Below are 21,366 nucleotides of genomic sequence, written 5' to 3'. Positions count from 1 at the left end.
TCACCATGGCCCGCCTCCTCCCCCGTCGCCGCGCTCGTCATGCCACCGCCGGTGCGCGCCCCGCCGACGACATGGCGCGCGTCGACCCCGACGAGGGCACGCCGGCCCGGGGTCCCGTCCGCCAGATCCTCAGCGCGGCGGGCGTCGGCCTGAGCGTCGGGATCCTCCTCGTCGTCATCGGGCTGGCGGCCGTGCTGCTCGTGGTGCCGAAGGTCTCCGGATCCGTGCCGCTCACGATCCTCACGCAGTCGATGGAGCCGACCCTCCCGCCCGGCACCCTCATCGTGGTGCGCCCGGTCGACACGGACGACCTGCAGGTGGGCGACGTCGCGACGTACCAGATCCGGTCGGGCGAGCCCGCGGTCATCACCCACCGCATCACGGCCATCGCGTCCGAGTCCGACGGCACCCGCTCCTTCACGTTCAAGGGCGACAACAACGCCGAGCCGGACTCGAAGGCCGTGACGCCCGCGCAGATCCAGGGCGAGGTCTGGTACTCGGTGCCGCTCGTCGGCTGGGCGAACCAGGCGGTCAACGGGCAGGCGCGCGGCTGGATCATCCCCGCCGCCGCGGTGGCGCTCCTCGTCTACGCGGCCGTCACGATCCTGACGGGCGCCGTGCAGGCGCGCCGGAAGCGCCAGGCGTCGGCCGCCGACGACGCGGACGCGGCGGGCGACCACGAGCACTCCGACCGGATGGCGGCGGGCGTCGCCGAGGCGGCCGCCGCGGATCCGTCCCACCCCGGCGCCGGCACCGCCGCCCTGCCCGCGACGGCCACGAGCGCCAGCCCGGCCCCGACCCGCGGGCGCCACCGCCGCTGAGCGCACGACGACGGCCCGGCCGCTCCCCGAGGGGGCGGCCGGGCCGTCGTCGATCCGGCGTGCCGGGTCAGCGCCCGGAGCGCCGCTTGCTGTAGACGTCGAAGGCGACCGCGAGCAGCAGCACCAGGCCCTTGATGACCTGCTGCCACGCCGCGTCGACCGACAGGATCGACAGGCCCTGGTTGAGCACGCCCATCACGAGGCCGCCGATGACCGCGCCGACGACCGTGCCGACGCCGCCCTGCACGGCCGCGCCGCCGATGAACACCGCGGCGATGGCGTCGAGCTCGAAGCTCCCGCCTGCCGAGGCCACCGCGCTGCCGGCGCGCGCCGTGCTGACGACGCCCGCGAGGCCGGCGAGCAGGCCCATGTTCACGAAGATGAAGAAGTTGACCCACTGGGTCTTGACGCCCGACATCATCGCCGCGAACAGGTTGCCGCCCATCGCGTACACGTGCCGGCCGAACACCGTGCGCGTGAGGAGGAACGAGTAGAGGAGCACGAGGGTCGCCAGGATGATCAGGATGATCGGCGTCCCGCGGTTGTACGCCAGCAGGTAGCAGAGGTACATGATCGCGAAGACGGCGATCGCGGTGCGGATCCAGAACGAGACGGCCCGCTCGCGCGGCAGCTCGAGCTTGCGGAGCGTAGCGCGGGTGCGCAGCTGCTGCGCCACGAGCGCGATCGACACGAGCGCGCCGATCCCCAGCGTGATGAGGTCGGGCGTGCCCGTGGTCGGCAGGTTGCCGCTGCCGATGGAGTTGAACTCGGCCGGGAGTCCCGAGATCGTGCCGCCCGTGAGGAGCACGAGCGCCACGCCGCGGAACACGAGCATGCCGGCGAGCGTCACGATGAACGCCGGGATCCCGACGAACGCGACCCAGAAGCCCTGCCAGGCGCCGATCAGCGCGCCGACGACGAGCGACAGCGCCACGGCGGCACCCCACGGCAGGCCCCACTCGTTCATGCTGAGCGCGGCGACGGCGCCGACGGTCGCGACGACCGAGCCCACCGACAGGTCGATGTGGCCCGCGATGATCACGATGACCATGCCCATCGCGAGGATCAGCACGTACGCGTTCTGCTGGATGAGGTTCGCCACGTTGCCCGGGTAGAGCAGGCGCCCCTCGGTGAGGACCTGGAACAGCAGGATGATCACGGCGAGGGCCGCGAGGATCCCGTACTGCCGGAGGTCGATCCGGCGGCGCGGGCGCTTCTTGATCCCGTCCGGCGTGGGCACGTTCGGCGCGGTGGCCTGCTCGGGCATGACGGTCACTTCTGCGCTCCTGACTTCCGGCTGGCGGTCATGTGCCGCATCAGCTCCTCCTGTGTCGCGTCGGCCCGGGCGACCTCCGCGGTGAGCCGGCCCTCGGCGATCGTGTAGATCCGGTCCGAGAGGCCGATGAGCTCGGGCAGCTCGGAGGAGATGACGATGACCGCCTTCCCCTCGGCCGCGAGCTGGTTGATGATCCCGTAGATCTCGTACTTCGCCCCGACGTCGATGCCGCGGGTGGGCTCGTCGAGGATGAGCACGTCGGGACCCGAGTAGATCCACTTGCTGAGGACGACCTTCTGCTGGTTGCCGCCGGACAGCTTGCCGACCACCCCCGAGACGTCGGGCGTCTTGATGTTCATCCGCTTGCGGTAGTCGTCGGCGACCGCGTACTCGCGGTGCCGGTCGATGACGCCGAGCTTGACGAGCTTCGACAGCGCGGCGGCGGACACGTTGACCGTGATGCTGCCGATGAGGTTGAGGCCGTAGCGCTTCCGGTCCTCGGTCGCGTAGGCGATGCCGTTCTTGATGGCCTCGCTCACGGTGCGGGTGCGGATCTCCTTGCCGTCCTTGTAGATCCGGCCGCTGATGCCGGAGCCGTAGGAGCGGCCGAAGATGCTCATGGCGAGCTCCGTGCGGCCGGCGCCCATGAGGCCGGCGAACCCGACGACCTCGCCCGCGCGGACCGTGAACGACGCGTTGTCGACGACGACGCGGTCGACGTCCACCGGGTGGTGCACGGTCCAGTCCTCCACGCGGAGCTTCTCCGCGCCGATGTGCGGGTCGCGCGGCGGGAACTGCGCGTCGAGCGGGCGGCCGACCATCGCGCGGATGATGCGCGTCTCGATCTCGTCGGTGTCGGTCACCGGGAACGACTCGATCGTCCTGCCGTCGCGGATGACGGTGACCTCGTCCGCGATGGCGCGGATCTCGTTGAGCTTGTGGCTGATGATGATGCTCGTGATGCCCTGGTCGCGCAGCTGGCCGATGAGGCCGAGCAGGTGCGCCGAGTCGTCGTCGTTCAGCGCCGCGGTCGGCTCGTCGAGGATCAGCAGCTTCACCTCCTTGGAGAGCGCCTTCGCGATCTCCACCAGCTGCTGCTTGCCGACGCCCAGCTCGAGCACGCGCGTGGCCGGGTTCTCGTCGAGCCCCACGCGCCTCAGCAGCTTGACGGCCTCGAGGTTGGTCCTGTTCCAGTCGATGACCCCGCCGCGCGACATCTCGTTGCCGAGGAAGATGTTCTCCGCGATGGAGAGGTAGGGGCTGAGCGCGAGCTCCTGGTGGATGATGACCACCCCGTCGCGCTCGCTGTCGTTGATGGATCCGTAGCGGACCTCGCGGCCGTCGATCGTGATGGTGCCCTCGTACGAGCCGTGCGGGTAGACGCCGCTGAGCACCTTCATCAGCGTCGACTTGCCCGCGCCGTTCTCGCCGCAGATGGCGTGCACCTCGCCGCGGCGGACGGTGACGTCCACGCCGTCGAGGGCGCGCACGCCGGTGAACTCCTTGACGATGCCGGTCATCTGCAGGATGACGTCGTTCATTCCTGTGGCTCCTGGTTCCCGTTCGGGTCGGTGGCGCGCGCCGGGTCGGCGCGCGCCGGGTGGAGACGGATGCGCGGCCGACGGGCGCCCGGCGTGGTGCCGGGCGCCCGTCGGCCGCCATGCGGGCTACAGGCCGACGTCGGCGGCCTTGAGGAAGCCGGAGTCGATCAGCGTGCTCTGCACGTCGTCCTTGACGACGACCTGCGGGTCGAGCAGGAACGACGGCACGACCTTCTTGCCGTTGTCGTACGACTCGGTGTCGTTGACGGTGACGTCGTCACCGGCGACGATCTCGCCGATCATCTTCTGGACCTGGTCGCCGAGCGCCCGGGTGTCCTTCCAGACGGTCATGGACTGCTTGTCCTCGAGGATCGCCTGCACGTTCGCCTTGTCGGCGTCCTGGCCGGTGATGACGGGCCAGTCGGCGCCGGGCGCGTAGCCGGCGCTGGAGAGCGACGCCTCGATGCCGAGCGCGAGGCTGTCGTTGGGCGAGAGCACGACCTGGACCTTCTGGCCGCCCGTGTAGAACGACTGCAGGCGGTTGTCCATCTCGGCCTGCGCGTCGTCGGATCCCCAGCCGAGGATGCCGATGGCCTGCCAGTCGGCGCTCGTGGCGGGCGACTTGCCCGAGGGCACGGTCAGCTTGCCGCTCTCCACGAAGGGCTGGAGGACGTCCCACGCGCCGCCGAAGAAGAAGCCGGCGTTGTTGTCGTCGGGGCTGCCGGCGAAGGGCTCGAGCGTGAACGGGCCGGCCGCGTTGTCGAGGTCGAGCTGCTCCTTGATGAACTCGCCCTGGAGCTGGCCCACCTTGTAGTTGTCGAACGTCGCGTAGTAGTCGACGGCGTCGGTGCCGTTGATGAGGCGGTCGTAGGCGATGACCGTGACGCCCTGGCTCTTCGCGTCCTCGAGGGCCGGGCCGAGCGTCTTGCCGTCGACGGCCGCGACCACGAGGATCTTGGCGCCGCCGGCGACCTGGTTCTGGATCTGGCTGATCTGCGCGTCGGTCTTGTTGTCGGCGTACTGGAGGTCGACGGTGCAGTCGTCGCCCTCGAGCTTGGTCTTCAGGCCCTCGCCGTCGTTGATCCAGCGCTCGAGGCTGCGGGTCGGCATGGAGATGCCGACGTTGCACTCGGTGCCGGAGTCGTCGCCGCCGCCGGCGGAGCCGGTGTTCGTCGCCCCCTGGGGCGCGCACGCGGTCATGCCGACGGCGACGCCGGCGAGGAGGAGGAGGGAGCTGATCTTTCGTGCGTTGCGTCCGGATGCCATCTGGGGCGGGTCCTCTCGGGTGGCCCGATCGGGTCGTGCGGGCACCCGGGCGGTCGCGTCCTCGCGAGGGCCGTGCGGTGCGCCGACGCGTCCTCGAGTCGGGTGCTGCTGTGGTGGGGTGCTGGGAGTGGTGCGAGGCGACGGGCGTCGGATCGGCGCGTGGGCGGGGATCCGTGCTTTCGTCGTCGGTCAGAACATATCCATTTCCGCAGTCGCCGATGAGGCTTCCCGGAGACGTTATCCAAGCGTTACCGCGGGGTCGCGGGCGGCAGCAGGCCGAGCTCCATCGCGAGCGTGACCGCGCGGGTCCGGTCGCCGACGCCCAGCTTCTCGAACACGTGCAGCAGGTGCGTCTTCACGGTCGCGGGCGTGACGTGCAGCTCGAGGGCGATGCGCGCGTTCGTGCGGCCGGCGGCGACGAGGGCGAGCACCTCGGTCTCGCGCGGGCTGAGGGTCGGCGCGGGCCGGACCGGATCCGGGGCGGGACGCGCGACCTGCCGCACGAGCAGCGCCGCGATGGCCGGGGCGAGGGCGACCTCGCCGCGGGCGACCGCCCGGACGCCGGCGAGGATCTCCTCCTCGGGCGCCGCCTTCAGCAGGTAGCCGCTCGCGCCCGCCTCGATCGCGGTGAGGATGCTCGCGTCGGTCTCATAGGTCGTGAGCACCAGGACGCGCACGTCCGGGGCCTCGTCGCGGATGCGCCCGGTCGCGCCGACGCCGTCGAGGACGGGCATGCGGAGGTCCATGAGCACGACGTCCGGCCGCTCGGCGCGCGCCAGGGCGACCGCGGCCTCGCCGTCCGGTGCCTGGCCGACGACCTTGATGTCGGGCGCGGAGGCGAGGAGGGCGGCGAGGCCGGCGCGGACGACGGGGTGGTCGTCGGCGACGACGACGCGGATCGGGGCGGCGGTCATGCGCCGGCCGTCGCGGGGAGGGACGCGGCCGGACGCGGCGAGGCAGGGGCAGCAGCGGCGGCGGGCAGGGGCGCGCGGCTCGGGATCCGCGCCGTGAGGACCGTGCCGTCGGGTCCGCTCGCGATGTCGAGGCGGCCGCCCGCCTCGCCCAGGCGCCGGCGCATGCCCTCCAGGCCGTAGCCGGCCGCGGCGCGCGAGGGGTCGAAGCCGCGGCCGTCGTCGCGGATCCGCAGCACCGCCTCCCCGCCGTCCCGCGCGAGCGACAGCCCGACCGAGGTCGCGTCGGCGTGGCGGCGGACGTTCGCGAGGCCCTCCTGGGCGCAGCGCAGCAGGATCACCTCGGCGTCGCGGTCGAGCGGCGCGGTGCCGTCGGCGTCCACCTCGACCGGCAGCCCCGTCTCGCGGGAGAAGCGGGCGCCTAGCCGCGCGAGGGCGGGGCCGACGCCGTCCTCGAGCTGCACGGGGGCGGTCGCCGCGACGATGGCGCGGGTCTCGGTGAGGGCGTCGCGCGCCCCGGCCTCGAGCGCGTCGAGGGTCCCGGCGGCGCGCTCGTCGTCGCCGGCGCGCAACTCGCGGCGGCCGCGCTGGGCGAGCATCACGAGAGCCGTGAGGTCCTGCGCGACGGTGTCGTGCAGGTCCGCCGAGAGCCGTGCCCGCTCGCGGGCCGCGCCGGCCTCCCGGCCGAGGTCCTCGACCTGCGCCTGCGCGGCCCGCAGGCCCTCCAGGAGCTCGAGCCGCTCACGGCTGAGCTGCTCGATGCGCGTGATCCAGAGGCCGAGCGCGATGCTCCCGGCGAGGCTGAGCCCCTGCGACACGACCACGGTCGTCAGCGACGCCGGCCCGGTGCCGAAGCCGAGGAGGAACCCCGCGGCGACGGATCCGGTGAGCACGAGCGTGCCGACCACCGCGTCCCGGGTGCGCGGGATGAGCAGCCAGACGAGCGGGCAGAGCACGCACTGGACGACCGCGAGCGACGGCAGGAGCGCCACCGCCCAGGCCGCGGCGGGGATCGCGACCGCGAGGAAGACGACGGCGAGCGGGACCGGACGGCCCGGCACGTCCGCCACGGCCTCGGCGGCGTCCGTGTCGGCGAGCGCGCGACGGCCGATCAGGAGGTAGGCGGCCGCGAGGAGCGCGACGGACGCGAGGGCGGGTCCTGCGTCCGCGCCGCGCACGGTGACGGACAGCACGGCCAGCAGCGCCATGGTCACCGCGTAGGCGACGTGCACCCAGCGGACGGAGATCATGACCCGAGCCTGGCAGGCGCCCGCCGGCCGCGCACGCTCAGGAGTCCCGGCGGATCCAGCGGAAGGTCGCCATCGCGGCGATCGTCCCGCCCACCAGCCAGATCGCGAGCACCGCCAGCACGCCGCCGAGGTCCCACGCGCCGCCGCGCTCGACGGCGGCGAGCGCGTCGGGGAGGAAGACGGCGCGCATGCCCTGCGCCATCCACTTCAGCGGCAGGAAGGAGGCCACGTCCTGCAGCCAGGTCGGCAGCATCGTGAACGCCAGGTACACGCCGCTGATGAACTGGAGCACCAGGACGATCGGCGTGATGACCGCGGTGGCCGAGGCGCCCGAGCGCGGGATGCGCGACAGGGCGATGCCGAGCACGGCCGAGGTCGTGATCCCGAGCGCGTAGACCCACGCGAACGTCGCCCAGCGGCCGGCATCGGTCGGGAGCTCGACGCCGAACGCGAAGCGCGCGACGAGGAGGAGCACGAGCACCTGCAGGACCGAGGTGGCGATCACCTGGCCGGCCTTGCCGATGAAGTACGACAGGACGGGCAGTGGGGATCCGGCGAGGCGCTTGAGCGTCCCGTCGCTGCGTTCCATCGCGATGTCGACCGCGAGGTTCTGCACGCCGCTGAGGAGGATGCCCGCGGCGATCATGCCCGGCAGGTAGTACGCGGCGGCGCTCACGCCGCCCGAGCCGTCGGGCGCGGTGCCCAGGTTGCCGGCCGAGCCGAAGGCGACCGAGAAGATCGACAGCATGATGACCGGGAACAGGAACGTGAAGATGACCGTGTCGGACTGGCGGAAGTAGCGGCGCACCTCGTAGCGGATGCGGTGGATCCCGAGCGGGAGGACGCCGGGGAGCGCGGGCGTCGCGGCACCCGCGGCGTCGTCGGAGCCGGACGCCGACGGGCGGACGGCGCTCACGCGGCGGCCCCCTCGACGACGGCGGTGGACGGGGACGTCGACGCCGACCCGTGGGCGCCGGGCCCGGGCGGATCCGCCGCCGCCCCGGCCTCGGCGAGGAGGCCCAGGTACACGTCCTCCAGGCTCGGCCGGACGATGCGGAGGTCGCGCGGCTCGCCGCCGGGCGTGGCGGCGGACAGGCGCGCCACGAACTCCCCGGGTGTCCGGGTCCGCTCGTCGTGCGGTCCGTCGTCGTCGCGCCAGAGCACGCGCGGCACGCGGGCCTCCTCGCCCCCGATCTCGTCGAGCGCGCCGATCGCGACCAGGCGTCCGCCCGCGATCACGGCGGCCCGGTCGCCGAGCTGCGCCGCCTCGTCGAGGTAGTGCGTCGTGAGGAGGATCGTCGTGCCCTCCGCCTTGAGCTCGCGCACGAGGTCCCAGAACCGGTGCCGGGCCTCGGGGTCGAAGCCCGTCGTCGGCTCGTCCAGGAAGAGCAGCTCGGGGCGGCCGATGATCCCGAGGGCCACGTCCACCCGCCGGCGCTGGCCGCCCGAGAGCGCGCGCAGCAGGGTGCCCGCCTTCTCGGTGAGGCCGACGGCCGCGATGGTCGCGTCGACGTCGCGCGGCCGCGGGTACAGGCGGGCGAAGTTCGCGACCTGCTCGCGCACGGTCATGGCGCCGCTCTCGGAGCTCGACTGGAGCACCATGCCGATGCGGGCGCGCCAGGCCCGGCCGCCCTTCGCGGGGTCGACGCCCAGCACGGACGCGCTGCCGCCCGACCGCAGCCGGTACCCCTCGAGGATCTCGATGGTCGTGGACTTGCCCGCGCCGTTCGGGCCGAGGAGGGCGAACGTCTCGCCGCGGTGGATGTCGAAGGTGACGCCCGAGAGGGCGGTGGTCGTGCCGTAGGTCTTCGCGAGGTCGCGCACGCGGACGTGCTCCTCGACGGCTGCTGTGGTCATGGGTCCAGCGTGGCGGCCGGACGTGCGGAGCGGAACGGCCGAGCGGTCGATCCCCGGCATCGGCCGATCGGTGGATGCCGCGCGCGCGGCGGGGCGGTGGCACCGCGCGGTTCCGCCGGGCAGGCTGGGCCCGTGACCCCGAGCCCCGACTCCCCCGCGCCCGTCGCCTACGTCCCGCCCGTCGCGGCCGCCGAGCGCATGCTCGCGCCGGACCTCCTCCGCGGGATCGCGCTGCTCGGGATCGCGCTCGCCAACTCCGTCTACTTCATCGCCGACCGGCCGCTCGGGCCGCTCGCCCGCCCCACGGACGGCAGCGCCCTCGACCACGTCGCCGACGCCCTCGTGGGCACGCTCGTCGACAACCGCGCCTTCCCGCTGTTCACGATGCTGTTCGCGTACGGGTTCACCGTGATCCTCCGCCGCCAGGCCGCCGCGGGCGTCGACGGGCCGCGCGCCCGGCGCCTGCTCCTCCGCCGGAGCCTCGGGCTGATGCTGTTCGGCGCGCTCCACGTGATCCTGCTGTTCGAGGGCGACATCCTCCTCGGCTACGGGATCCTCGGCCTCGCGCTCGCCGCCCTGTACCGGGCGCCCGACCGCGCGTACCGGTCCCTGGTGTGGACCACGGCGGTGGTCTTCCTCCTCGTCGCCGGGACGGACGGCCTCGCGGCGGACGCAGGCAGCGGATCCCTCCTGCCGGGCGACGACGGCACGTTCCTCGGCGACCTCGCCGGCCGGGCGGTGACGCTCGTCGCCGTCGTCGTCGCCACCCCGGTGCTCGTGGGCGCGCTCGTGCCGCTCGCCGCGATCGGCGTGCTGCTCGGGCGACGGGGCGTGCTCGAGGACCCGGTCGGGAACCTGCCGCTCCTCCGTCGGCTCGCGCTCGTCGGGATGCCGGTCAGCGTGCTCGGCGCCCTGCCGCTCGTGGTCGTCACCGTGGGCGCGATCGACGCGGATCCCGTGACGCTGTACCTGCTCGGCGTGCTGCACGGCGCGACCGGCGTGGGCGGGGCGCTCGGGCTGCTCGGCCTCATGGGGTGGGCCGTCGCCGCGCGCATCCGCCGCGGCGATCCGGCGCCCGGCCCCGTGCTCGGCGCGCTCGTGGCCGTGGGCCGCCGCTCGATGACCTGCTACCTGCTCCAGTCGCTGCTGTTCGCGATCCTGCTGGAGCCGTGGTCGCTCGGGCTCGGCGTCGGCGCGGGGACGGCCCGCATCGCGCTGATCGCGATCGGGGTGTGGCTCGTCACCGTCGCGGTGGCCGTGGCGCTCGAGCGCCGGGGCCTGCCGGGTCCCGCCGAGCGGGCGATCCGCCGCCTCGCGTACGGCCGCCCGGCCCGGGGACCCGTCGCGCCGGTCAGCGCGGGATGAGCCCCTCGGCGCGGTAGCGCTCGAACAGGCCCAGGAAGCTGTCGAGCGTGCGGTGGTGCGTCGTGAACCCGGCGAGGCGGCTCTTGCTGATGTCCGTGACGACCTCGATGTCCCGCCCGAGGTCGGCGTCGGTGTGCCACCAGGAGGCGAGGCGACCGAGGTCCGGCTCCACGAGGCCGGCGTCGCGGGCGATGCGCGCCCACTCGTCCTCGAAGCCCGCCATCTGCTGCTCGAGCGGTCGCGGGGCGTCCTCGAAGCCGACGGCCTCGACGCCGAAGTGCGCGGCGAGCCGCGGCCACATCCAGCGCCAGCGGAAGACGTCGCCGTTGACGACGTTGAACGCCTCGTCGCGGCCCGCCTCCGCGGTGGACGCCCAGACCATCTGGTCGGCGAGGACGGTGGCGTCGGTCACGTCGGTGAGCCCGTCCCACTGCGTGGCGCTCCCCGGGAAGACGAACGGCAGGCCGAGGTCGCGGCAGATCGACGCGTAGACCGCGAGCGTCAGGCCCATGTTCATCTGGTTGCCGACCGCGTGGCCGATGACGGTGTGCGAGCGGTGCACCGACCAGGTGAAGCCCTGGCGGGAGGCGGCGGCGAACAGCTCGTCCTCCTGCGCGTAGTAGAAGTTCGGGGCGTCGAGGCGCGGCTCGTCCTCGTGGAACGGGGTGTCGGGCATGGATCCCTGGCCGTACGCCTCGAACGGGCCGAGGTAGTGCTTGAGCCCGGTCACGAGGGCCGCGTGCTCGACGGGCGCGCCGTCGAGGGCGGCGAGGAGGTCGCGGACCATGCCGCCGTTGACGTCGATGTTCTCCTGCTCGGTGGCCTGGCGCGACCACGCCGTGAAGAACACGTGCGTCGGCCGCTCGGGCGCGAGGACGCGGCGGAGGTCGGCGGCGGAGCGGAGGTCGGCGCTGATCCAGCGGACGCCCGGGCGGTCGGCACCCGCGCGGCGGCTGAGCGCCAGCACGTCCCAGCCCTCGGCGGTGAGCTGGTCGACCAGCGCGGATCCGCTGATGCCGGTCGCGCCGACGACGAGGGCCGTGCGGCCGGTCCCGTCGGATCGCGGCGCGACGGCGGGCGCGGGGGCGGCGGACGTGGGGGCGGGGGTCTCTCGCGTGTCGGTCATCCCCTGCCCCAACCACGAGGAGCCGCCCGGGCATTCCGGGCGGCTCCTCGCGGGCGTGTCGATCAGGGGCGGTTGGGGTGCGTGCCGTCGGTCGTGGCCTCGGCCTCGCCGTCGACGCCCTCGCGCCCGGTGGACATGGTCTGGGTGGCGGACGGGTCGGCGTCCTCGTCGCCGAGGCCGGCGTCGGCCGTGCGGCGGTCGAGGTCGTCGGCCATCGCCTCGGATCCGGTCTCCCGGTGGTCGTACGCGACCTGCTCGGCGAGCCCGGCGCGCTTCTCCTCCTGGGAGGCCTCGAGGGCGCCGTCCATGATGGGCTGGTCCTGCTCGTTGGTGCTCATGGTCCGACGGTACGCCGTCCGGCCGGGCGGCGGATCCGCGCCGCGCTTGTCCGCGCGCCGCGGGCGTGTCACGCTCCAGCCACACCACCACGCGAGGAGCGGACATGACCGACGGGGGATTCTCGAAGGACGAGCGCGAGGCGATGAAGCAGCGCGCCCGCGAGCTGCGCGAGGAGGCCAAGCGGCAGAAGGCGACCGACAAGGCCCAGGCCGCGCTCCAGGGCGTGCTCGACGCGTTCGCGGCGATGCCGCCGGAGGAGCGCGCGATCGCCGAGTGGCTGCACGCCCTCGTGCTGCGGCACGCCCCCGACCTGGCGCCCAAGACCTGGTACGGCTTCCCCGCCTACGCGGACGCCGACGGCAAGCCCGTGGTGTTCTTCCAGCCGGGCTCGAAGTTCGGCACCCGGTACTCGACGCTCGGCTTCCAGGATCCGGCGCAGCTCGACGCGGGCACCATGTGGCCGACGTCGTACGCGCTCACCGCCGTCGACCCGGCGAACGAGGAGCGCGTCGCGGAGCTGCTGCGGAGGTCCGTGGGCGGCTGATCCGCGCCTCACCCTCTTAGGGGCTGCCCGGCGGCGTGCCGGCCCCCTAGATTGATGACATGTCATCGGTCAACTCCCCGCCCGCTCTCGTCGGGGTCCCCTGCTTCTCCGGCGCGCCCTGGGACTTCGCGCCCCTCGTCGCCCTCACCGCCTACCCGACCTCGACGTTGCGGCTGCCCGACGGCGCCGCGTCCGTCGAGGAGGCCGCCGACGCGCTCGAGGACGCCGTGGCCGATCTGCCCCGCTACGTGCTCGTCGGCGACTCGTTCGGCGCGGTCGTGAGCCTCGCGCTCGCGCTCCGCCGACCCGCGGGGCTCGCCGGTCTCGTGCTCTCGGGCGGCTTCGCGGCGGATCCGACGCCCGCGTGGAAGACGCGCGCCGCCTCCCTCGCCGCGCACCTGCCGCGCGCGGCCTACGAGCAGGGCGTGCTCCGCTTCCACGCCGCGCAGCTCGCGTCGCGGTTCGACGCGTCCGCGCCGCACCCGCGCACGCGCCGCGACTACCGGGAGCTCTTCCGCGTGCACACGCCCGCGGCCGCCTACGCCGCGCGCGTCGGCGCGGTCGTCGGCTTCGACGTGCGGGCGCGGCTGCACCGGATCGAGGTGCCGACCCTCCTGATCACACCCGAGGACGACCGGCTCGTCGGACCCGAGGCCGCGGCCGCCCTCCGCGCGGGCCTGCCGCACGCCCGCGAGGTCGTGATCCCCGGCACCGGACACATGCTCCGCTTCACGCACCCGGAGCGGTACGCCGAGGAGGTCGACGCGTTCGTGCGCGCGGAGGTGCGCTCCCCCGCTGAGTCCGCGGCGGGCGCGTCGTGACCCCGGCCGAGGAGCTCCGGTACCTGATCCTCGGCGCGCAGCGCGAGGGCGCGCGCGCCTACGCCGCGGCCCTCGCGTCCACCGGCCTGACCCCGGCGCAGGCGGAGGCGGTCGTCGTGCTGGACGAGGCGCCCGGGATCAGCCTCGCCGCGCTCGGGGCGCGGCTCGTCTGCGAGGCCGGGTCGCCGAGCCGGCTCGTGGACGCGCTCGTCCGGGCGGGCCTCGTGCACCGGGACCCGGATCCGCGGAGCCGCCGCAGCGTCGTGCTGCGCCTCACCGAGGAGGGCGCGAGCCGCGTTGCCGCGGTGCGCGCGGCCGAGGCCGGCGTGCACGACGCGATCGCCGGAGCCCTTGACGACGAGGAGCTGGCGGCCGCGATCGGCGCGCTGCGTCGCCTCCTCGAGCGGCGTCCGACGCTCGACGCCCTCACGCTGCGCCGCGGGGATCGGGCCGCCTCCACGCGCTGACGCGACCGGCGCGCGCCTCAGCGCCCGTCGACGATCGACATGAAGCCGGCGAAGGCGAAGACCGCGGGGACGAAGACCAGCAGGAAGCGGAACGCCTGCCACGCGAGCCAGCCGACGACGGCGAGCGCGCCCGTGCGGCGGTCGTGGACGTCGAGGCGGCGGCCGTCGGCGGCGATGCGCGGGGCGCGCGGATCCGGGGGCTGCTCGTCGAGGTCGGCGCGGAGCGGTGCGGCCGGTCCCCCGTCGCCGAGGAGCACGCGCTCGTCGCGGTACCGGAGCGCCCGCCGGCGGATGCGCGCGGCGACCCCGTCGAGGATCCGCCCGACCGCGATCCACGGCTCGGGCTCGGCGTAGTCGGCGAGCTCCCGGCGGAAGAACACGAGCGTGTCGTCGACCATCTCCACGTCGAAGTCGCGGGCGTCGTCCACGAGCGCGGCCATGACGTCCGGCGTCAGCAGGTAGAGGGCGTCGCGCTCGTACTCGGCGGGTGCGTACAGGCGGAAGGACCGGTCGAAGTCGCCCTCGAGGGACAGGCGCTGCGCGCCGCGGACGCTGGCCGGCAGGTCGCTTCCGTGCCGGTCGTTCGCGGTCGCGTCGAGCACGAGGTGGGGCAGCGGCACCGGCAGCGTGACGGCGACGTAGGTCCAGCCCCCGCGGCGCGCGCGCCGACGCCGGACGACGCCGAACTCGACGCCGGACGCGCGGAAGCGCGGCTGGTGGACGACGCCCCCGACCTCCTCGGTGATGAGCGCCCGGAACGTCCGCCCTCCGCTCGGCTGCGGGACGAAGCCGTTCGCGAGCGCCGTGAGGTGCTGCCGCCACTCCCGCCCGCGGGCGCGCGGCGACGGGGGCCGGGCGGCCCAGCGGTGGAGGAGGAGGGATCCGCCGAGCCACGCCGCGAGGACGGCCGCGGCCCCCGCGAGCCCGGCGACGACCGCGGGCGTGACGGTGCCGTCGCCCAGGTCGTCCGTGACGATCCCCCAGTACATGAGGACGAGGCACACGTACCAGAGGATGAGCGAGTCGTTCACCCGCGCCAGCACCTCGCGCCGCGACGGCACCCAGCGTGGCCGGCCGCTGGTGCGCACGGCGCGCATCGCCTCCGCGACCTCGTCGTCGGGCGCGCTCAGCCAGCGCAGGTCCATCGGCGTCCCCCTCGTCGATCCAGGGTAGGGCGCTGCGCGGACGGCCACGGGGAGGGCCGACGCCCGCGAAGTGGGGGTCCGCCCGACCGCGATCCGGCGTCGCGGCGAGCGCTCACCTGCGAGGCTGCGGGCATGACCGCCCCCGAGCAGCCGGGATGCCCGTCCCCGGACCCGCACCAGCCCCCGCCGCCCAGCCCCTACGGACCGCCCAGCCCCTACGGCCCGCCCGCACCCGGGGGGAACGCCACCGCGTACCCGCCTCCGCACCCCTACGTCGTGCAGCCGAAGGGCCTCGCGATCGGCGCCCTCGTCGTCGGCATCGTCGCCTTCCTCTCCGGCCTGGTCCCGGTCCTCGGCCTGATCGCGGGCGCGGCGGCGGTCGTGCTCGGGATCCTCGCCCTGCGCCGTCGCCAGAGCACGGGCCTGGCCGTCACCGGCCTGTCCCTCGGTGCGGTCGCCGCGATCACGTCGCTGTTCGTCACCCTCGCGTTCGCGGCCGCGATCAGCACGGCGGGAGAGACCACGGGTACCGCCGAGGTGGTCGAGTCCCCCGCGGCGGAGGCGCTGCCCGCTCCGGAGGCGACCGTGCCGCCCGTCGAGGAGACCACGGCCGCCGCCGAGCCCGCCGCGCCCGCCGCGCCGGCCGTCCCCGCGGAGAGCGCGACCGCGCTCATCAAGGCCGACACCTACGCGAACGGCCTCGACATGAGCAAGGCCGGTCTCTACGACCAGCTCACGAGCGAGTACGGCGAGCAGTTCGCGCCGGAGGCCGCCCAGTACGCCGTCGACAACGTGCAGGCCGACTGGAACGCGTACGCGCTCGCCAAGGCGCGGACCTACCGGGACATGGCCGCCATGTCCCCCGCGGCGATCCGCGACCAGCTCACGAGCGAGTACGGCGAGGAGTTCACCGCCGCGGAGGCGGACTACGCCATCGCGCACCTGGACGACTGAGGCCGCACCCGGCGCCGCCCGTCAGCCGCGCCGCGCCACCCGCAGCAGGGCGGCCCCGGAGACCGCCGTCGTCACGAGCATGACCGCCGAGAACGCGGTCAGCACGACGACGGGCTGCACCCAGGAGAGGGCGACGCCCGCGATCACGGCCGGGATCGCCATGCCCGCGTAGGCGACGAGGAACACCGCGGCCAGCACCTCACCGCGCTGCGCGGGAGTCACGAGCGACGCGGCGGTCGCGAGCGCGTTGCGGAACGACAGGCCGACGCCCGCGGCCGCGACCACGCCGCCCGCCACGAACAGGACGAGCGACGCCAGGATCCCGCCCGCCGCGAGCAGCACCAGCCCGGCGGGCAGGAGCGCCAGCGACAGCGCGATCTGCCGTTCCCGGCCGACGCGCGCGAACACGATCGGCGACACGGCCGCCGCCGCGAACACGGCGAAGGAGACGGATCCCGCGACCAGCCGGTCGGTCTGGCCGAGCGTGGCCGCGAGGAAGGTCGGGGTGAGCGAGGAGAAGAGGCCGAAGACGGCGAACGCCGCGAAGGCCGCGGCCGCCGCCGCCCCGAAGTCCCGGCGCGCCGACGCGGGGACGGACACGCGCTGCGGCCGGTACGGGCGCCGGAGCGCGGGCTCGCGGACGGTCTCGGGAACCAGCATGACGGCGACCAGCGTGAGGACGAGCAGCACGAGGAAGACGGCGTGCGGGAGGACGAGCGGGGCCGGCAGGTACTCGGCGAAGAGGCCGCCCGCGAGCGGTCCGAGCGCCAGGCCGCCGATGTTGGCGACGCCCGAGACGGTGGCGGGACGCTGCGGTGAGGCGTCCGGCCGGGCCGCCGCGTGCAGCTCGCCGAGGTGCGCGGTGGCCGTCGCGGTCAGCATCCCGACCCCCACGCCGTTGACGAGGCGGGCGACGACGAGGCCCGGCACCTCGGGGAAGAGGAGGAACAGCACGGCGGAGAGCACCTCGACGGCGACGGCGAGCATCGTCAGGCGCCGGCGTCCCACCTGGTCGCTGAGGTGGCCGACGAGGAACAGGCTCGCCACGACGCCGACGGCGTAGGCGGCGAAGACGACCGTGAGCACCCAGGTCGGGAAGCCGTCGCGCTGCTGGTAGAGCGCGTAGAGCGGGGTCGGCACCGTGGCGTAGGCCATCACGACGGCGAAGGCGACGGCGGCGGTCCAGAAGCCGGCCGCGTGCGGCAGGCGGTGGCGCGCGGCGGACGGCGCGGGGGGCGAGGCGAGGAGCTCGGTGGTCATGGTGCGAGGATCCACCCGCGCACCCATCGTGTCCAACGGATCTTCTCGGTGCTCCCCATCGCCATGGGCGATGATGGTCCCATGGAGACCCGCCAGCTCGAGTACCTCGTCGCCGTCGCGGAGGAGCGCGGCTTCACGCGCGCCGCGCGCCGCCTGCACGCCACGCAGTCCACCGTCTCGGCCTCCGTGCAGGCGCTCGAGCGGTCGCTCGCCACGGTGCTGCTCGACCGCTCGACGTCGCCCGTGTCGCTCACGGCCGCGGGCGAGCGGCTCCTCCCCCTCGCCCGCGCGGCCGTGGCGGCGACGGCCCGGCTCGAGTCGGAGGCACGGGAGACGGGGCACGAGCTGCGCGGCCGCGTGCGCCTGGGCGTCTTCGCCAACATCGACCTGGTCGACCTCCCCCGCGTCCTCGGCGCCTTCCACGCCGCGCACCCGGCCGTCGACCTGCAGCTCATCACGAGCGCGGAGGGCACGCGCGGCCTCGCCGACGACCTCGCGGCGGGGCGCCTGGACATCGCCTTCGTGGGGCTGCCGCCCGGCGACCTCCCGCGACTCCGGCTCGAGACCGTGCTCGAGGTGCCCACCGTGCTGCTGCTGCCGCCCGGGCACCGGCTCGCCGCCAGGGCCCGGGTCCACGCGCGCGACCTCGCCGACGAGGTGTTCGTCGACACGCCCCCGGGGTTCGGCAACCGCGTGCACGCCGACCGGCTGCTCGCGGCGCGCGACGTCGGTCGGCGCGTCGGCATCGAGGTCGCCGACCTCACGGCGATCCCCCGCTACGTCGAGGCCGGCCTCGGCGTCGCCTTGGTGCCGCTGTTCGCCGACCCCGGTCGATGCGCCGTCCACCGCGTCGCGGGGCTCGACGCGCCGTGGCGGCTGTCGATGGCCGTCCGCCGTGACGCCGTCCTGGAGGCGGCGACGCGCGCGCTCCTCGACGACCTGCGCGAGGCCCACCGCGGCCCCGGGACCGGCCGGGAATGATCCCGCGTCCCATGCGTTTGCATGGACATGGCCCGACCGGGCCGCGCGAAGGGAGCGCCTCATGACCGCCACCACCCAGGGACTGCACCACGTGACCGCCATCGGCGGCGACCCGCAGCGGAACGTCGACTTCTACGTCCGCGCGATGGGCCTCCGGCTCGTGAAGCGCACCGTCAACTTCGACAGCCCCGGCACGTACCACCTCTACTACGGCGACGCCGAGGGCCGCCCCGGATCGCTCCTCACCTTCTTCCCCTGGCAGGGCGTGCCCGCGGGCCGCGTCGGCGCCGGCCAGTCCACGACCACCGCGTTCTCCGTGCCCGCCGGGAGCCTCGGCTGGTGGACGGAGCACCTCCGCGGCCTCGGCGTCGCGTCCGCCATCAGCACGACCTCCTCCGAGGAGGAGCGCCTCTCGCTCCGCGACCCCGACGGCCTGCGGATCGACCTCGTCGCGTCCTCCGTCGTCGACCCCCGCGCGCCCTGGGACTCCGCCGACGTCCCGGCCGAGCACGCGATCCGCGGCCAGCACTCCTCCGTGCTGACGGTCCGGGATCCCGCGGGCACCGCCGCCGTCCTCACGGACGACCTCGGGCTCCGGCTCGTCGACGAGCGCGATGGCCGCTTCCGCTTCGCCGCGGGCGACGGCGGCGCCGGCGCGATCGTGGACCTCGTCGCGGAGCCGGGCGCGCCGCAGGGCCTCACCGCGGGCGGCACCGTGCACCACGTCGCCTTCCGCGTGCCCGACCGCGCCACGCAGCAGGCCTGGCGCGACGAGCTGGCCGACCGCGGGCACCACGTGACGCAGATCCTCGACCGGCAGTACTTCACCTCCGTCTACTTCCGCGAGCCCGGCGGCGTGCTGTTCGAGATCGCGACGGACACCCCCGGGTTCGACATCGACGAGCCGCTGCTCGAGCTCGGCCGGAGCCTCCGCCTCCCGCCGTGGCTGGAGCCCAGCCGCGCCGACATCGAGGCCGCCGTGCCGCCGCTGCGCCTGCCCGACGAGGAGCCCGCGCCGGTCGCGGGCGGCGCGGACGACGCGACCACGGGATCCGTCGCGTGAGCGGCATCCTCGACCGCACGCCGCACGTGCTCCAGCCGGGCGCGGACGACGGCCCCGTGATCCTCGGCCTCCACGGCACGGGCGCCGACGAGCGGCAGGGCCTCGAGCTCGCGCGGCTCGTCGCGCCCGGGCAGCCCGTGCTGGCGCCGCGCGGGAGCGTGCGCGAGGGATCCGCGGCCCGCTGGTTCCGGCGCCACGCGGAGGGCGTCTTCGACGTCGACGACGTGGTCGCGCGCGCGGCCGAGCTCGCCGACCTGGTCGCCGAGGCCCGGGCGGCCTACGATCTCCAGGGGCGCGCGATCGTCGCGGTCGGGTTCTCGAACGGGGCGAACATGGCGCTGGCGACCACCCTGCTGCATCCGGCGGCCCTGCCGGAGACCATCGCGTTCTCCGCGCGGTGGCCGCTCGGCGACCGCGTGCCGGCGACGGACCTCGCGGGGACGCGGATCACCCTGCTCAACGGCGACGCGGACGCCATGGCGCCGCTCGTCGACGTGGAGCGGACCGTCCGCAAGGCGATCGCCCGCGGCGCCGACGTCGTCTCGCACGTGCGCCCCGGCGGCCACGGGCTCGACGCGCGGGACCTCGACGCGGCCCGCGCGCGGATCCGCGCCGACTGACGACCGCACCGCCCGCACGCCCTCCCCCTCCGCCCCTCCCGCCCCTCCCGAACGGAAGCCGCGCATGCCCGAGATCATCGCCTGGGTCGTCTCCTTCGTCGTCGTCACCGTGGCGGTGTCCGGCATCGCCGGCCGCGCGGGGTGGTCGGCGCCCGTCACGCTCGTGGCGGTGGGGGCGGTCGCGTCGTTCGTGCCGGGTGTGCCGCAGATCGAGATCGAGCCGGACGCCGTGCTCTACGGGCTGCTGCCGCCGCTCCTGTTCGCCGCGGCCATCCGCACGCCGCTCGCGGACATCCGGGCCCGGCGCGACAGCATCGTCGTGCTCTCGGTGGGCGTCGTCGTCGTGACCCTCCTCGTGTTCGGGCTCGCGCTGTGGGCGCTCGTGCCCGCGGTCGGGCTGGCGGCGGCGCTCGCGCTCGGCGCGGTCGTGGCGCCCACGGACGCGGTCGCGGTGTCGGCCGTGGCGGGGCGCGTGCGGCTCCCTCGGCGCGTCATGTCGATCCTCGAGACGGAGAGCCTCCTCAACGACGCGACCGCGCTCGTCGCCCTCAACACGGCCATCGCCGCGATCGTCGGCATCGTGCACCCGGTCGACGTCGCGGGCGGGTTCGCGGTCGCCGTGCTGGTGGGCGTCGCCGTGGGCCTCGCCGTGGCGTTCCTGTTCTCGGCCGTCCGCCGGTTCCTCCGCTCGGCCGTGCTCGACACGAGCCTCTCGCTCGCGATCCCGTACGTGGCGTTCATCCCGGCGCAGGAGCTCGGCGGATCCGGCGTGCTCGCGGTCGTCGCCGCGGGACTCGTGCTCGGGTACCGCGCGCCGCTGATCCAGTCGGCCGAGGCGCGGATCGCCGAGTCGGTGAACTGGCGGACGATCCAGTTCCTCCTCGAGAACGCCGTCTTCCTCCTCATCGGGCTGAGCCTCGCGGGCATCGTGCGGGGGCTGCCCGAGTCGAGCCTCGACGGCTGGGCCATCGCCGGGGTGTCGATCCTCCTGCTCGCGGTGCTCACCGCCGCGCGCTTCGCCTCCGTGGCGCTCGCCAAGGTGCTCTTCGACCACGGTCCGCCCCGGCTGCGGGCGCGCACCTGGACCTGGCGGACGGTCACGGCCGTCTCCTCCGCCGGGGTGCGCGGCGTGGTGACGCTCGCCGCCGCATTCCTCCTGCCCGTGGAGACGCCCGAGCGGGAGCTCCTCCAGTTCCTCGCGTTCGTGATGGTGGCGGGCACGCTCCTGGGCGGGCTCGCGCTGCCGTCGATCATCCGCCGCCTCCACCTCGGCCACTCCGCCGACGACCAGGAGCGCTCCGACCGCGACCGCCTGCTCGACGAGGCCCGCGGGGCGGGGCTCGCGGCGCGCGACCAGGCGCTGCGCGAGGGCGACGAGGGTCCGGGCGACGACGCGCTGCCCGAGACCACCGCCGAGCGGCTCACCCACGACCGGGTCCGTCGCCGCATGATCGACGCCGAGCGGACCGCCGTCCTCGTCGCCCGGCGCGAGGGCCGCTACCCGGAGATCGCGGTGCGCGCCGTGCTCGGGATGATCGATGCGGAGGACGTGGCGCTCGGCCGGCGCGAGGCGGACGGGGCGCGCTGAGCGGATCCCCGCTTCGCCGGCCGGATCGCGCGAGGTGACCGGATCCCGGCCGCACCCGGCGGACCGGGCGCGCGGAACGGATCCGGCCTCACGCCGCGGACCGCGCCCTGAGAGGTCCCGGCAACGCGGCGACGCGCGCCGCGCAACGCGCCGGAAACGCCGGGGCGCTAG

At 74.8% G+C, this 21,366-nt stretch carries 21 protein-coding genes; 10 read left to right on the top strand and 11 right to left on the bottom strand.

Going from position 1 to position 21,366, the window contains the following annotated elements; translation table 11 throughout:
- Positions 1-5: 5 nt before the first annotated feature.
- On the top strand, positions 6-821 hold the full coding sequence (locus tag ACT7CP_RS06130; protein WP_445443760.1) for a signal peptidase I: 816 nt from the start codon (positions 6-8) through the stop codon (positions 819-821).
- 67 nt (positions 822-888) lie between these two features.
- On the opposite strand, the gene mmsB is transcribed toward ACT7CP_RS06130, so the two are convergent.
- The 7 genes from mmsB to ACT7CP_RS06095 all read right to left on the bottom strand — a co-directional run bounded on the left by mmsB (position 889) and on the right by ACT7CP_RS06095 (position 8,922).
- Positions 889-2,097, bottom strand: coding sequence for a multiple monosaccharide ABC transporter permease (gene mmsB, locus ACT7CP_RS06125; RefSeq protein WP_445443759.1), 1,209 nt, complete (start codon positions 2,095-2,097; stop codon positions 889-891).
- Positions 2,094-3,638 carry a multiple monosaccharide ABC transporter ATP-binding protein gene (gene mmsA, locus ACT7CP_RS06120; protein WP_445443758.1) on the bottom strand — a complete coding sequence of 515 codons (1,545 nt, stop codon included), beginning with the start codon at positions 3,636-3,638 and terminating at the stop codon, positions 2,094-2,096. Before mmsA ends, mmsB begins: the two co-directional genes overlap by 4 nt.
- A 126-nt stretch (positions 3,639-3,764) precedes the next feature.
- A complete protein-coding gene (locus ACT7CP_RS06115; RefSeq protein WP_413964091.1) occupies positions 3,765-4,904 on the bottom strand; it encodes a substrate-binding domain-containing protein in 1,140 nt (379 codons plus the stop codon).
- A 248-nt stretch (positions 4,905-5,152) separates the two neighbouring features.
- Positions 5,153-5,818, bottom strand: a complete 666-nt coding sequence (locus tag ACT7CP_RS06110) for a response regulator (RefSeq protein ID WP_445443757.1) — start codon at positions 5,816-5,818, stop codon at positions 5,153-5,155.
- Positions 5,815-7,065, bottom strand: coding sequence for a sensor histidine kinase (locus ACT7CP_RS06105; protein ID WP_445443756.1), 1,251 nt, complete (start codon positions 7,063-7,065; stop codon positions 5,815-5,817). The genes ACT7CP_RS06110 and ACT7CP_RS06105 overlap by 4 nt, the downstream gene beginning before the upstream one ends.
- 37 nt (positions 7,066-7,102) lie before the next feature.
- Positions 7,103-7,981, bottom strand: coding sequence for an ABC transporter permease (locus ACT7CP_RS06100; RefSeq protein WP_445443755.1), 879 nt, complete (start codon positions 7,979-7,981; stop codon positions 7,103-7,105).
- The gene (locus ACT7CP_RS06095) at positions 7,978-8,922 is read right to left on the bottom strand and encodes an ABC transporter ATP-binding protein (protein ID WP_445443754.1); all 945 of its coding nucleotides are present in this window, start codon (positions 8,920-8,922) and stop codon (positions 7,978-7,980) included. Before ACT7CP_RS06095 ends, ACT7CP_RS06100 begins: the two co-directional genes overlap by 4 nt.
- 132 nt (positions 8,923-9,054) lie before the next feature.
- On the opposite strand from ACT7CP_RS06095, the gene ACT7CP_RS06090 reads away from it, so the two are divergent.
- Complete coding sequence (locus tag ACT7CP_RS06090; protein ID WP_445443753.1) at positions 9,055-10,287, top strand: DUF418 domain-containing protein; 1,233 nt, start codon at positions 9,055-9,057, stop codon at positions 10,285-10,287.
- Here ACT7CP_RS06090 and ACT7CP_RS06085 read toward each other — a convergent pair.
- Positions 10,274-11,413, bottom strand: a complete 1,140-nt coding sequence (locus ACT7CP_RS06085) for an SDR family oxidoreductase (RefSeq protein ID WP_445443752.1) — start codon at positions 11,411-11,413, stop codon at positions 10,274-10,276. The two genes, ACT7CP_RS06090 and ACT7CP_RS06085, sit on opposite strands and share 14 nt — an antisense overlap.
- 62 nt (positions 11,414-11,475) lie before the next feature.
- Positions 11,476-11,751 carry a hypothetical protein gene (locus ACT7CP_RS06080; RefSeq protein WP_413964084.1) on the bottom strand — a complete coding sequence of 92 codons (276 nt, stop codon included), beginning with the start codon at positions 11,749-11,751 and terminating at the stop codon, positions 11,476-11,478.
- Between the two features lie 104 nt (positions 11,752-11,855).
- Between ACT7CP_RS06080 and ACT7CP_RS06075 the strand changes: the two genes are divergently transcribed.
- Genes ACT7CP_RS06075 through ACT7CP_RS06065 form a run of 3 tightly spaced genes read left to right on the top strand, consistent with a single transcriptional unit; the run spans position 11,856 to position 13,584 of the window.
- Complete coding sequence (locus tag ACT7CP_RS06075; protein ID WP_445443751.1) at positions 11,856-12,296, top strand: iron chaperone; 441 nt, start codon at positions 11,856-11,858, stop codon at positions 12,294-12,296.
- A 59-nt stretch (positions 12,297-12,355) separates the two neighbouring features.
- Positions 12,356-13,117, top strand: a complete 762-nt coding sequence (locus tag ACT7CP_RS06070; protein WP_445443750.1) for an alpha/beta fold hydrolase — start codon at positions 12,356-12,358, stop codon at positions 13,115-13,117.
- Entirely contained in the window at positions 13,114-13,584 is a 471-nt protein-coding gene (locus tag ACT7CP_RS06065; RefSeq protein WP_445443749.1) for a MarR family winged helix-turn-helix transcriptional regulator, read from the top strand. Before ACT7CP_RS06070 ends, ACT7CP_RS06065 begins: the two co-directional genes overlap by 4 nt.
- 17 nt (positions 13,585-13,601) lie before the next feature.
- Here the strand turns inward: ACT7CP_RS06065 and ACT7CP_RS06060 are convergent, their stop codons facing one another.
- Positions 13,602-14,729, bottom strand: a complete 1,128-nt coding sequence (locus ACT7CP_RS06060; RefSeq protein ID WP_445443748.1) for a hypothetical protein — start codon at positions 14,727-14,729, stop codon at positions 13,602-13,604.
- Positions 14,730-14,861: 132 nt separating this feature from the next.
- On the opposite strand from ACT7CP_RS06060, the gene ACT7CP_RS06055 reads away from it, so the two are divergent.
- Positions 14,862-15,683 carry an Ltp family lipoprotein gene (locus ACT7CP_RS06055; RefSeq protein WP_445443747.1) on the top strand — a complete coding sequence of 274 codons (822 nt, stop codon included), beginning with the start codon at positions 14,862-14,864 and terminating at the stop codon, positions 15,681-15,683.
- Between the two features lie 21 nt (positions 15,684-15,704).
- Here the strand turns inward: ACT7CP_RS06055 and ACT7CP_RS06050 are convergent, their stop codons facing one another.
- Entirely contained in the window at positions 15,705-16,943 is a 1,239-nt protein-coding gene (locus ACT7CP_RS06050; protein WP_445443746.1) for an MFS transporter, read from the bottom strand.
- Positions 16,944-17,024: 81 nt separating this feature from the next.
- Here ACT7CP_RS06050 and ACT7CP_RS06045 point away from each other — a divergent pair, with 81 nt between their 5' ends.
- The 4 genes from ACT7CP_RS06045 to ACT7CP_RS06030 all read left to right on the top strand — a co-directional run bounded on the left by ACT7CP_RS06045 (position 17,025) and on the right by ACT7CP_RS06030 (position 21,195).
- A complete protein-coding gene (locus ACT7CP_RS06045; RefSeq protein WP_445443745.1) occupies positions 17,025-17,924 on the top strand; it encodes a LysR family transcriptional regulator in 900 nt (299 codons plus the stop codon).
- Positions 17,925-17,985: 61 nt separating this feature from the next.
- Positions 17,986-18,987, top strand: coding sequence for a ring-cleaving dioxygenase (locus tag ACT7CP_RS06040; protein ID WP_445443744.1), 1,002 nt, complete (start codon positions 17,986-17,988; stop codon positions 18,985-18,987).
- The gene (locus tag ACT7CP_RS06035; protein ID WP_445443743.1) at positions 18,984-19,607 is read left to right on the top strand and encodes an alpha/beta hydrolase; all 624 of its coding nucleotides are present in this window, start codon (positions 18,984-18,986) and stop codon (positions 19,605-19,607) included. Before ACT7CP_RS06040 ends, ACT7CP_RS06035 begins: the two co-directional genes overlap by 4 nt.
- 64 nt (positions 19,608-19,671) lie before the next feature.
- Entirely contained in the window at positions 19,672-21,195 is a 1,524-nt protein-coding gene (locus tag ACT7CP_RS06030; RefSeq protein ID WP_445443742.1) for a cation:proton antiporter, read from the top strand.
- Positions 21,196-21,366: the final 171 nt, after the last annotated feature.

The sequence above is a fragment of the Clavibacter rahimiani genome (assembly GCF_052654495.1).
This window is presented reverse-complemented; position numbering and strand designations above follow the sequence as displayed.